Here is a 12,240-nt window from a genome sequence, read left to right as displayed (position 1 = left end):
CCTCTCCCAAGGGAGAGGGGCTTTAGGGTCTAGGCGAGGCTTTCGGCGAGTTTGCGGAATTCGGCCTGAGTGAGGGTTTCGGCGCGGGCGGTGGGGTCTATGCCGCAGTCTTCCAGCCAGGCCTCGGCTTTCATGCCGCGCTTCTTGGCGAAGGGTTTGAGGGCCGCGCGGAGCATCTTGCGGCGCTGGCCGAAGGCGGCCCCGGCGATCTGTTCCAGAAGCCCGAGATGTTCGAAGCGCTCGCCCGGCGGCAGCGGCTCGAACTCCACCACGGCGCTGTCGACCTTCGGCGGCGGGCGGAAGGCGCCCGGCGGCAGGGTGAAGGCGATGCGCGGCCGGGTGACGGCCTGCGAGATGACGGCGAGGCGGCCATAGGCATCGGTATCAGGCTTGGCGCAGATCCGGTCTGCCACTTCCTTCTGGAACATCAGCGCCATTCGCCCGCGCCAGGCGCCGGCTTTCAGCCAGTCGATCAGCAGCGGGGTGCCGACATTGTAGGGAAGGTTGGCGATGATCATCACCGGCGTGGTGGCGCCAGCTTCGGTCAGCACCTTTTCCCAGTGAACCTTGCGGGCATCCTTCGCGATCACCTGCAGCTTGCCGGATTTCGCTTCGGGCCAGCCAAGCAGCGCTTCGGAAAAGCGCGGATCGGTTTCTACGGCGATCAGTAGGGCAGGTTCTTCGTTCAGGATGGCGCGGGTGAGGCCGCCGGGGCCGGGGCCGACCTCGATGACTGTTTGCCCTTTGACGGAGCCAGCGGCATTGGCGGCGCGCTTCAGGATGCTGGGATCGAACAGGAAGTGCTGGCCCAGCGCCTTGCGGGCCGGGGCATCGGTGAGGGCGGGCGTTTCGCCGCTCTCCTCATCGTAATTGTCGATGTCGTTGCTCATGCGGCGTTCCTTGCGCGGTGGGCGGCCTGCTCCCGCGCGGCGTGGAGGGCTGCGATCAGGCTGTCTGGTTTGACCGTTCCGGCAGCGGCCGCGTCATAGGCAGTGCCATGGTCCGGGCTGGTGCGGATGATGGGCAGGCCGAGGGTGGTGTTGACGCCGCCCCACATGTCCAGCGTCTTGACCGGGATGAGGCCCTGATCATGCGTCATGGCGATGACGGCATCGAACCGCCCGGCAAGCGCTTCGGCGAATACCGTGTCGCCGGGGCGGGCATCGGAGATGCCGATGCCTTCGGCGCGCAGCTGCGCGGCGGCGGGATTGATGATCTCGATCTCCTCGCGGCCAATCGTGCCGTCTTCGCCCGCATGGGGGTTGAGGCCGGTGAAGGCGAGGCGGGGCGTCGGAATACCGAAATTCTGTTTCAGGGCGGCGTGCGTAATGCGGGCGATGCGCGGCAGGCGGCCATCGGCCAGCGCGCCGGGGACGGCGGCGTAGGGCATGTGGATGGTGGCAAGCGCCACGCGCAGGCCGCCGCCGGTGAGCATCATCACAGGCTCGGGCGCGGCCTCGCCCTCCGGCGCGCAGAGGTCAGCGATGAACTCGGTGTGGCCGGGAAAGCGGAAGCCCTGGCCGTAGAGCAGCGCCTTGTTGATCGGGTTGGTGACCACAGCGCCCGCCAGGCCGGCGAGGGCGTGGTCTGTCGCCAGCGTGATAGCGGCGATGATGCCGGCGGCGGTTTCCGGATCAGGCTTTCCGGGGGTGACGGCGCGGGCATTCTCCAGCGGCAGAACCGGCAGGGCGCGCGGAAAGACGGCGGCGGCTTCAGCGGGCGATGCGATGATTTCCACAGGCACGCCGGGGTAAAGCGCCGGCCAGCCGATGACATAGAAGGCGCTGGCCACGTCAGCGTGCAGGGCCTTCCAGGCAGCCATGGTGATCTGCGGCCCGCAACCGGCAGGATCACCCATCGACAGGGCCAGAGGGAGTGCAGAGGGCGTGGTCACGCGCCGGGGTGTCGCGCCAATTGCGCGGCGGATCAAGCGGTTTCGCCTGTCCTAGCGGTAGATGATGGTGGCCAGGCGCCGCGCGTTGCGCAGTTCGCGCTCGGAAATCATGTTGAGCTCGCGGGATTTCAGCGACCCTTTGAGGTCTTCACGCGAAGGCAGGGCCTCGGCGCCATCTTCGCGGCGGCAGACATACATCACGGCGAGGCCGGAGCTGACGGCGAAGATCTCGGTTGGGCTGCCGACATCGGCGGCCAGGACGAGGCTGCGGCCTTCCGGGCCAAGCTCCTCGACATTGATGTCGGTGATGTCCTGGGCGCGGAGGGTGGAGCGGGAGTTGGCAACCGACTGGACGTCGTCGCAGCTGTTGATACGGCCGATGGCTTCGGTGAGCGTTGCTTCGGCGCCGTCTGAAGCGACGAGGCGCTTCAGGTCCACGCGGGTCACCGGCTCGGCCGGCTCACGCTTGCCGCCAACCAGGATGATGTAGATGCCGTTTTCGGTCTGGATCGGCTCGAGCAGGCCGTTTCCGGAAGACGCGCGCACGGCGGCGGCAATGGCGGGATCGAGGTCGTCCGTCGTCACCCAGCCCATATCGCCGCCGGCGGCGGAGGTGGGGGCCGAGGAGATGCGCTGGGCGGCGACGCGGAAGTCAGCGCCCTGATTGAGCTGGGCAATGATGGATTGCGCGGCCGGCATGGCCTCCGCCTTGGTGGCGTCGTCCGGCGCGTAGAGGAAAATCTCGCCAAGCCGGTACTGGGTTTTTTTGGAGGCGGCACGCAGGCGGTCGAGCTGATCGTCGACCTGATTCTCGGAGATGCGGATACGGTTGCCATAGAGGCCGCTCATCAGGCGGCTCCAGGCGATCTCGGCGCGCATCTGTTCTTCAAGGCTGACCGGGTTGACGCCGGAAGCCGTCAGCTGCTGGCGGAGGACTTCGCCGGACAGGCCGGCATCAGCGGCCATATCGCGAACCGCCGCGTCGATTTCGCGGGCATCCACCTCGACCTTGTATTCGGCCACGCGGTCCAGCTGCAGTTTTTCGTCAACCAGCTGTTCCAGCGCCTGGCTGGTGATCTGCTGCACCTGTTCCTGGGTCGGGTTGGCGGCGCCAATCGTCAGCAGCAGCAGGCGGGCGCGTTGGCGCACATCGGAATAGGAAATGGGCTTGTCATTCACGATGGCGGCAATGCCTTCGAGGGTCTGCCGGTCTGTTTCCTGCGCGCTGGCGGGCGAAACGGGGGCGCTGAGCGCGCTGATCGCCGCAAAAGCTGCTGCCAAGAACACAACACGTACCATACGACGTCTCCATGGCCCCAGAATTGGGAAAATAGGCCTGTTTTCGCTGGCAGACCTTACAAGTCTCGTCTCATCGCGCAACGCGCCGCTACAGTCATCAGCGAAGTTTGCTGCAGTTCATTTTTTGTGTGGACGCCGCTCAGAAGCCGTTGGAGCCGAAATTGCCCAGGGACAGCAGGGAGAACCGGATCTGGAAGCTTTCCTGCGGGCCAAGCGTCCGGTCGCGGACTTCGGACCGGTCATAGATGATCTCGAATCGCGCGCAGTCGTCAGTGTAGGCGATGCCCAGCTCCTGCCGTGTATCCACATTGCGGCTGATATCGCGCAGCTGGCTGAAAATGACCGAATAACCGCCGGCTATATCGATTTCGCCGCGCAGATAGATGCCCTCATCGGAGGTTCCGGCCGGGCTGATGCGCGGGTCGATCTTGTAATACTGGCCGACCGCGCGGAAGCGGTTGAACGAGGTTGACGCGCGCATATCGAGCCGGCTGAGCGAGAGGTCGTCCTCGTTCAGACGAACGCGCGAGTTGAGCTGCAGGGCGCTGCCCATCTTGAGGCTGGTGGAGGCCACCCAATCCGACGAGGTGCCATTAAGGTTGCTGGCGACATCAAAGTTCGGGTCAGCGCGGGAACGCCAGCGGCGGCCGACCGTGGTGGCGACTTCTGTGCCGTTCTTCCAGATCGCGCGTGCGGTGATACCGGCGCTCAGCTTTCCGTCGCCCTCATAAAGGTCGAAATTTCCCACGCCATTGGGTTCAAACAGGCTGGATTCGTCGAATTCGTAGAGCAGGCTGTCTTCGACCGGGATGGCCGGGTCGTTCGCATTTGCGAAGCCCCAGGCGGCCATGACCGTGGGTTCGATCATCAGATCAACGTTCTTGCCGCGCCGGATCAGCGGATAGGCGATCGTGGCGCCCGTGTTGCCAACAGCGCGTGACACCGAATCCTTGCCGCTGACCGCTTCGTCCAGAAGGTAATAATCTCCGCGCAGCTCTGCGAAGGGCTTGAAGGTGAAGCCGCCGGGCAGGATTTTCATCGTGCTCCAGTCGCCCCCGAGGCTGACACGGTGGCTATCGGCGCCGACATCGCGCGTGAGGATTGCCGAAGAGGCGTTGACGGAGGCGAAGCCCAGATTGCCCATATCCCAGTATTTCTCGGCATAGGCGAGCGGCGCCACCTGGGGCAGGCGGGAAGCATCATCCTCGCCGCGCAAGCCCTGGAAGTTCAGAACGGCGGCGTCTGTATAATAGCTGTCGCCCTGACCGGTAACGAAGAGTTGGGAGAGCAGGCGGCGGGGCTGGTTGGAGTAGAGGCCGCGCTTGGCGTTCTGGTTGCTGATCCGGTAGCGCAGGTCGTAGAGGTCGTCCGTCTGGGTTTCCACGCCGAAGCCCCACTTCCAACCCGGCTTGATCGTGAACAGGCCGTTGCCGTAGAGGTGGCCCCGAAAGGTCTCTTCGCCGAACGTGGTGCCGTTGCTGTCGAAATCGGCTTCGTGGGTGAAGCTGGCATCGAAACTCACGGCGCCGGAATAGAAGCGCTTGCGCCCCTCAACGCCGATCAGCGGGTTCACATTCTCATAGACGGTGGGCGAGATCGTGAGATCTGAATAGTCCGACACGGCCCAGTAATAGGGCTGCTTGTAGAAGGTGCCGAGCATCGTGGAGATGCCTGCATTCGGCATCAGGAAGCCCGAGCGGCGCTCTGAATTGGGGTCGGGATGCGATAGGTAGGGCAGGTAGAAGACCGGTACGCCCCCGACTTCCAGAACCGCGTCGCGATAGGAAATCATCTGCGTTTCTTCATCCAGCACCGCGCGCCGCGCGCGGATCTGCCATGTGGGATTTTTCCCCTCGCAGACGGGACAGGCAGTGTAGACGATATGCTCCATGGCGTTGATGCCATCGGAGCGGCGGATGGCCGATTTCGCCGCGACCGAGGCATTGCCTTCCAGGCGGGCGGAATAGCCGATGGCATAGCCATCCGAGAGGTTGGGGCCGACATCGACCTCATCGGCGAATTGCTGGCTGCCATCGGCTTCGATGATGATGACATTGCCCGAAGCGCGGGCGCGCTCGGTGGTGCGGTCATAGATCAGCCGGTCGGCGCGCAGGATGCGGCCCTGATAGAGGGCTTCGACATTGCCTTCGGCGATGATGGTGTTGTCGGCGGAGTTTTCGTAGACCGTATCGGCTTCCAGAACCACGCGTTCATCGGTAGCCTCAGCCGTTGCGCCGGCGTCCGCGGTACCCTGTGCATGGGCCGCCACCGGCAGGACCGCCGAAAAACCGGCGAGCAGGGCATAGTGAGACCATTTCACGACAGACGGCATCCTGAACAACCCGTACACAACGCCCCACCCGGTATCTGGCACCGCGTTTATCCCGAAACCGAGGCTTAGAGAGGAACCGCGGGGGCGTCCAGCCATCCAATTGCCGGGATGTGCATTCGGGCCATTACAGTGTTGTCAGGCCACAGCCAACCCTGACGATTTCCTGACAAATCAATGCCTAGCAGGGGCAAAGGCGGCCGCAACGGGCATATTTCCGGGCTTATCCGGCCGCTTCCGGACATTTCCGGACAGGAATTACACAGCCCGCGCCGCCAAGCCGCCCGGAAAGGTGATCGCCTCACCGGCGAGTTCCAGCTCCATCAGGATGGCACCGACGCGGGCCGCGTGGATGCCCGTGGCGCGGGCGATCTCGTCCAGCGGCATGGCGTGGGGGCTGAGCGCTTCACGCACGCGGGCGGTTTCCGAGGGGGGGATCGGATCGCCGCCGCCATGGACGGGATCATAGAAATCGGCCGGGGGCGCGGAGACCTGCAGCAGGGGGAGGCTGCTCAGCACTTCGAGCACATCACCGGCATGACGCACGAGGGCGGCGCCATTGCGGATAAGGTTGTTCGTGCCCGCCGCACGCGGATCCAGCGGGCAGCCGGGCACGGCCATCACCTCCCGGCCCTGTTCATTCGCCACGCGGGCGGAGATGAGCGAGCCGGAGCGTTCGGCCGCTTCCACCACCACCGTGCCGCGCGCAAGGCCCGTGATGATGCGGTTGCGGCGGGGAAAATCCTGCGCCTTGGCGCGGTGGCCGAAGGGCATTTCGGAGAGGATGAGGCCCTGCTGCGCGATTTCGGCATAGAGCCGGTCATGCTGGGGCGGGTAGACGTGATCGATGCCGCCGCCGAGCACGGCGATGGTGCCTGTGGAGAGGCTGGCGGCGTGGGCCTCCCCGTCAATGCCGAGGGCGAGGCCGGAGACGATGGTGTAGCCTGCCTTGCCGAGGGTGGCCGCCATATCCCGCGCGATCTTGCGGCCAGCGGCAGAGGCATTGCGCGCGCCGACGATGGCGCAGGTGGGCTGGGCGGCGAGGGCGGCATTGCCCAGGAGGGTGAGCGCGGGGGGCGGGGGATCAAGCGCGCGCAGGAGCGCGGGAAAGTCCGGCTCGCAACTGGCCACAATGCGGGCGCCGTATTTTGTGGCGGCGTCGATCTCGCGGCGGATAAGGTCCGCAGGCGGAATGGCGACGGATTTGCCGCGCACGGCGCGGGCGGCGATTTCGGGCAGGGCGGAAAGGGCGCGGCCAGCATCGCCATAGCGCGCGATCAGCTGGGCGAAGGTGACGGGGCCGACATTCTGGGTTCGCGCGAGGCGCAGCCAGTCAACCCGCTCTGCATCCGTGAGGGAACGCGGCAGCGTCATCCCTCGGCAGCGTCTTTCTTCTTGGCGCCAAAGCGCGGCTCAGTGCCCGCCAGCAGGCGGCCGATATTGGCGCGGTGCGTCCAGAAGACGAGGACGGAGAGGGCGGCAAGGCCGCCGAGGATGACCGGGCTGCGCTCGCCCAGAAGATACGCCCCCGGAGGAACCGCGACCGCGGCGGTGAGTGCGGAGAGGGACGAGATGCGCGTGAGGGCAAACATGCCGAGCCAGACCGGCGCCCCCACGACCAGGCCATGCAGCGGTGTGATGAAGAGGAGGAGGCCGGCATAGGTCGCCACGCCCTTGCCGCCCTTGAACTTCAGCCAGATGGGATAGCAATGGCCCAGGAAGGCGGCCGCGCCCGCCACCATGCCTGCCTCCCGGCCCGCAATCAGCGTGAAGGCGAGGGCCACGAGGCCGGCCTTCAGGCTGTCGAGCAGGACGGTGGCGAGGGCCAGATCCTTGCGGCCGGTGCGTAGCACATTGGTGGCGCCGATGCTTTTGGAGCCGATCTCCCGGATGTCTCCGAGGCCGGCGGCCTTCACGAGCACAAGACCAAACGGGATCGACCCGGCGAGATACCCCGCCACCGCCGCGACTGCGTAGATTGCCCATTCCGGCATGTGTGCTGGTTCCTCGCCCGTCCCTGTTGACGGCAAGGTTTAGGGGGGCGGGGGGAATGGGGCAAGGGGGGTGAGTTGGGCGGTGGTATCCTCCGCTGCGTCGTGGGGAAGGAGAAGGGGGGAGGCGGGCGCGCGCCGACCGCCGCCCACTTGGCCCGATTGAGGGGAGATTGGGCCGGTTTCAGGATTTGCAGGGACGGGGGCTCTGGGTAGGCTGGCGCTTTGCAGGCAGCGGAGGAGGCAGTGTTCATGGCCAGCAGGGCAGGGTTTTCACGCCGCACACTTTTGCAGACGATTGCGCTGAGCGCGCTGGCCGGGTGTGCGGGCGGCGCGGGTGCGGGAAGCGGATTGAGCCCGGCCAGTGGCGGCATTGCCCCGCCTGTGGCGCCGCGTATCCCGTTTCCTATCGAGCAGCTGGGCCGCACACGGAATGATTATTACCGCTGGATGAAATATATTCCCGAGACGGGCACGCGGGAGATGGCCACGCTGCCCGAGATGATCCGCGCGCATCTGGAGGCGGAGGCGGCCTATGCTGAGGCTGTGCTGGCGCCGGCGCGCAAACTGCAGCCGGAAATCGCCGCGCAGATGCTGGCGCGCGTTCCGGGGAATGATACCCCGCCTGTGATCCCGCTGGGGGGATGGGCCTATGCCAGCCATTATCCCGAGGGCACCGCGCATGCCGTGTATACGCGTGCGCCGCTGGCGGAGCCTGGCGCAGCAGAGGTGTTGCTGGACGAGGGCGAGCGGGCAGCGGGCGCCGCCTATTACCGCACAACCGGGCATCAGCCGAGCCCTGACCACAGATATTATGCGTGGGCGGAAGATGTGATTGGGAATGACCGGCACCGGATCTGCGTGAAGGATACGCAGACCGGGGAGACAAGCGTGCTGGTGGGGGAAGATGCGTATGGCTATGGCGGCCTCGTGTTCAGCCCGTCTTCGCGCTTCCTGTTCTGGATCTGGCGGGACGCGCGCAACCGGCCAACGCGCGTTTACCGCACGCCGGTGGGCGGGGGCGCGGCGGAGCTGGTGTATGAGGAGGCTGACCCGGCCATCTTTATGCAGATCAAACGCACCGCGGCAGGCGGATATGTGGCGATCACGATGTCCGGGCCGGATACGTCCGAGGTGTGGCTGGTTTCGGCGGAGGATGAGACCGGGGCGCCGCAGCTAGTATTCCCGCGCCGCGACAAGGTGCGCTATGAGGTGGACGAGTGGGCCGGACGGCTGGTCGTCCTGACGGATGAGGACGCGCTGGACAACAAGCTGCTGGTGCTGGCGCCGGGCGTGGCGCCGGAAACGCTGGTGGCGCGCCGGGCGGGCAGCCAGATCCTGGAGGTGTTTCCTTTCGAGAAGGGATTGCTGCGCCTTGAGCGGCAGGATGGCCTGCATCAGCTGATCCTTCTGAGGGCGGATGGAAGCGAACACATTATCGGCTTTGACGAGGCGGCGTATGCGGTGTCTGTGCCCGCCGGGCAGGATTATGCGGCGGCCCGCTGCCGGATCACGTTTCAGTCGCCGCGCCTGCCGGTGCAATGGATGGATGTGGACCTTGCAACGGGCGCGCTCAGCCTTGTGCAGAAGGCCGGGCGGGCGGGGTATGATCCCGGCGATTATGTCGTTGAGCGGATCTTTGCCGCCGCGCCGGACGGGGCGCAGGTGCCGGTAACACTGCTGAGCCGCAGGGGCACGCCGCGCGATGGCGCCCCGCCCTGCCTGCTTTACGGGTATGGCGCTTATGGCATTTCCAGCGAGCCGGAATTTTCCGTGCCCGCGCTCACGCTGGTTGACCGGGGATGGACCTATGCCATCGCGCATGTGCGCGGCGGATCGGAGCGGGGGCGGCAATGGTTTCTCGACGGGCGCCGCCTCAGCAAGCGCAACAGCTTTATCGATTTTGTAGCGTGCGCGGAGCATCTCTGCGATCTGGGCGTGACGCGCAGGGGCGCGGTGGTGGCCTATGGCCTGTCAGCGGGCGGACTTCTGGTGGCTGGGGCCATGAATGAGGCGCCGGATATGTGGGCGGGCGTGATCGCACAGGTGCCGTTTGTGGACATGCTGAACACGATGAGCGACGCCGACCATCCGCTGGTGCCGCTGTTCCGGCCGGACTGGGGCGACCCGCTGGCCGATCCGGTGGCGTATGATTACATGTTCTCGATCTCGCCTTACGAAAATGTTCAGGCCACGGCTTATCCGCCCCTGCTGTGTACATCCGGGCTCAAGGATGACCGGGTGGGCTATTGGGAGGCGGCAAAGCTGGTGGCGGAGGTGCGTCATACCTCCACCGGCAACGCGCCCGCCATACTGGTTCTGGATGCCGAGGCGGGGCATCAATCCAGCGGCGGGCGCGAGGCGGAGTTCCGCGAGATGTCGCTTTACTGGGCGTTCGCGGAAGTGGCGGTCAGCGGCGGGTTAGGTGGCTGAGCCGATCTCTTCGATCAGCTGACTCACATCGCCGCCATTGTTATCCAGCATGGCCTGGAACTGGGCGCGCTGTTCGATGGCGAACCAGAGGCCCATGGCTTCGATATCGGTGACTTTCCAGCCGTTGTTATCGTTCACGCGCCAGCTGACCATATGTTCCTTGTTGTCGACGCCGCTGACCTTTGTGGTGACGATGGCGTCACCGGGCTTGCGCTCGACGGTCCGCAGGATTTCAACTTCGGCTTCGGAGAAATCCGCGAGGTATTCCCGCAACTGAACCCGGGCGAAGGAGCGGAAGGCAGTCATGAAGTCTGCCTGCGTGGCCTCATCCATTCCGCGCCAGTGGCGGCCCATGGTGAACTGCGCAACGCGTTCGACATCGATCACTTTGAGAATTTCATCCGCCTCCTGATCGGAGATATGCGAATCCTGCAGCGCCGACAGGGTGCGGTCCACAGCGGTTTCCACGACAGCTTCGGGGGTGGCGCCGGAGGCAGCGGCGGGCTGGGCCAGGAGGGCAAGGGAAAGCGCAAGGCCGGTAAGGGCGTGGCGCGTCTTGAGAGCTGGGAGAGACTTCAGGACTTGCATGTGGGGCTCCATCGGTTTGTCGCATCCGGAGGGATTTTGACTTCGCTGATGAACGCCCGGCTGTGGGTATCGGTTCCCGCCCCCGCTGAGGGAGGGGCTAGAGTGTGTGTCTTTCAGGCATCAATGCAGAGCTGTTTCTGGTCGCCAAGGCCTTGTATTCCAAGGGTAACCACGTCTCCGGAGCGGAGATAGCGCGGCGGGGTACGCGAGAGGCCGACGCCGGGCGGTGTGCCCGTGGAGATCACGTCGCCAGGCTGCAGGCTCATGAATTGCGAGAGATAGCTGACGATATGAGGCACGCTGAAAATCATCGTGGAGGTGGAGCCGCGCTGCATGGCTTCCCCGTTTACGTCGAGCCACATGGAGAGGGCGTGGGGATCGGCCACCTCATCGCGCGTGACGAGCCAAGGGCCGATGGGGCCGAACGTGTCGGCGCTTTTGCCTTTGACCCATTGGCCAGTCCCTTCCAGCTGAAAGGCGCGTTCGGAGACATCATGGATAATGCAATAGCCGGCGATATGATCGAGCGCATCTTCGTCGCGGACATATTTCGTCTGTTTACCGATGACGATGCCGAGTTCGACTTCCCAGTCCGTCTTTTCGGAGCGGCGGGGGATTTCCAGATTGTCATTCGGACCGCAGATGGCGCTGGTGGCCTTGAAGAAGACGACGGGCTCTGCCGGGACGGCCGCGCCGGTTTCGGCGGCGTGATCGGCATAATTCAGCCCGATACAGATGAATTTTCCGACGCCGGCCACGCAGGGGCCCACGCGGCTGGCGGCCGGGAGAATGGGCAGGGAGGCAAGATCAATTTTCCTCAGCTGATCCAGAACCGCATCGGCCAAAGCGGGGCCATCCCAGTCATCTATCAGGGAACTGACATCGCGGATGTGGCCATCGGCATCCAGGATTGCCGGTTTTTCGCGCCCTGCGGGGCCGACTCTCAAGAGTTTCATCTCATCAGCTCCTAATTGGTCCAGCCGCCATCCACGACATGGATGGCGCCTGTGGTGAAGGAAGCCTCATCGGAGGCGAGATAGACGGCCAGATGGGCAATTTCTTCCGCTGTGCCGAGGCGGCCCATGGGCTGGCGGGCGATGAACATCTGGCGGGCTGTGTCATAATCGCCCTGCGCCGACATGCGGCCCTGCAGGGAGGGCGTATCGACCGTGCCCGGACAGATAGCGTTGCAGCGGATGTTGCGCCCGGCATAGTCAGCGGCGATGGCCTTGGTGAGGCCGATCACGCCGGCTTTGGTGGCGCCATAGGCGAAGCGATTGGGGGCCCCTGTAACGCTGGAGGCGACAGAGGACATGTTCAGGATGACGCCGCCGCCACGGGCCAGCATGTTCGGCAGGGCGGCGCGGCAGGTTTCATACATGGAGGTGAGGTTGATCTGGAGGGATCGGTCCCAGTCGGCCCGCTCGCACTGCTCGATGGTACCGTGATGGACCCAGCCGGCAACGTTGAAGAGAATTCCCAGATCGCGATGCGCCGCAAGGAGGCGGGCGATGGCGGCGGGGTCGGTTACATCGAGGATCTGCGTGTCGATGTTGGCAGAATCCTTCAGCTCAGAGAGGGCATCGGCATTAATGTCGGTCGCGATGACGTGAGCGCCTTCGCGCGCGAATGCCTCTGCGCAGGCGCGGCCAATGCCAGCGCCCGCAGCGGTAATCAGCGCTTTTTTGCCTGCCAGACGGCCCATA

10 protein-coding genes are annotated in these 12,240 nt (G+C 65.1%); 1 reads left to right on the top strand and 9 read right to left on the bottom strand.

What is annotated here, in order from left to right; translation table 11 throughout:
• Positions 1–29: 29 nt before the first annotated feature.
• From rsmA to plsY, 6 genes are all read right to left on the bottom strand, one after another.
• Complete coding sequence (gene rsmA / locus HPO_RS07255) at positions 30–890, bottom strand: 16S rRNA (adenine(1518)-N(6)/adenine(1519)-N(6))-dimethyltransferase RsmA (protein WP_035596362.1); 861 nt, start codon at positions 888–890, stop codon at positions 30–32.
• A complete protein-coding gene (pdxA, locus tag HPO_RS07250; protein ID WP_241767878.1) occupies positions 887–1,930 on the bottom strand; it encodes a 4-hydroxythreonine-4-phosphate dehydrogenase PdxA in 1,044 nt (347 codons plus the stop codon). The genes rsmA and pdxA overlap by 4 nt, the downstream gene beginning before the upstream one ends.
• A 15-nt stretch (positions 1,931–1,945) precedes the next feature.
• Positions 1,946–3,193 (bottom strand): peptidylprolyl isomerase, encoded by a 1,248-nt coding sequence (locus HPO_RS07245; RefSeq protein ID WP_035596361.1) that lies wholly within the window; start codon positions 3,191–3,193, stop codon positions 1,946–1,948.
• Between the two features lie 139 nt (positions 3,194–3,332).
• Positions 3,333–5,513 carry an LPS-assembly protein LptD gene (locus tag HPO_RS07240; protein WP_162174021.1) on the bottom strand — a complete coding sequence of 727 codons (2,181 nt, stop codon included), beginning with the start codon at positions 5,511–5,513 and terminating at the stop codon, positions 3,333–3,335.
• A gap of 267 nt (positions 5,514–5,780) precedes the next feature.
• Positions 5,781–6,896 (bottom strand): DNA-processing protein DprA, encoded by a 1,116-nt coding sequence (dprA, locus tag HPO_RS07235; RefSeq protein ID WP_035596359.1) that lies wholly within the window; start codon positions 6,894–6,896, stop codon positions 5,781–5,783.
• Positions 6,893–7,516, bottom strand: a complete 624-nt coding sequence (gene plsY / locus HPO_RS07230; protein WP_035596357.1) for a glycerol-3-phosphate 1-O-acyltransferase PlsY — start codon at positions 7,514–7,516, stop codon at positions 6,893–6,895. The genes dprA and plsY overlap by 4 nt, the downstream gene beginning before the upstream one ends.
• Before the next feature lie 249 nt (positions 7,517–7,765).
• Between plsY and HPO_RS07225 the strand changes: the two genes are divergently transcribed.
• Positions 7,766–9,946 carry a S9 family peptidase gene (locus HPO_RS07225; protein WP_051612402.1) on the top strand — a complete coding sequence of 727 codons (2,181 nt, stop codon included), beginning with the start codon at positions 7,766–7,768 and terminating at the stop codon, positions 9,944–9,946.
• On the opposite strand, the gene HPO_RS07220 is transcribed toward HPO_RS07225, so the two are convergent.
• The 3 genes from HPO_RS07220 to HPO_RS07210 form a co-directional block, all read right to left on the bottom strand.
• A complete protein-coding gene (locus HPO_RS07220; RefSeq protein ID WP_051612401.1) occupies positions 9,935–10,534 on the bottom strand; it encodes an MlaC/ttg2D family ABC transporter substrate-binding protein in 600 nt (199 codons plus the stop codon). The genes HPO_RS07225 and HPO_RS07220 overlap by 12 nt on opposite strands.
• Before the next feature lie 113 nt (positions 10,535–10,647).
• Positions 10,648–11,490, bottom strand: a complete 843-nt coding sequence (locus HPO_RS07215) for a fumarylacetoacetate hydrolase family protein (RefSeq protein ID WP_035596354.1) — start codon at positions 11,488–11,490, stop codon at positions 10,648–10,650.
• An 11-nt stretch (positions 11,491–11,501) separates the two neighbouring features.
• Positions 11,502–12,239: an SDR family oxidoreductase gene (locus HPO_RS07210; protein ID WP_035596351.1), complete on the bottom strand. Its 738-nt coding sequence runs from the start codon at positions 12,237–12,239 to the stop codon at positions 11,502–11,504.
• Between the last annotated feature and the right edge of the window lies 1 nt (position 12,240).

This window comes from Hyphomonas polymorpha PS728 (genome assembly GCF_000685315.1).
GTDB lineage: Bacteria > Pseudomonadota > Alphaproteobacteria > Caulobacterales > Hyphomonadaceae > Hyphomonas > Hyphomonas polymorpha.
Note: the sequence above shows the minus strand (reverse complement) of the source record. Positions and strands in the feature narration are given on the sequence as shown.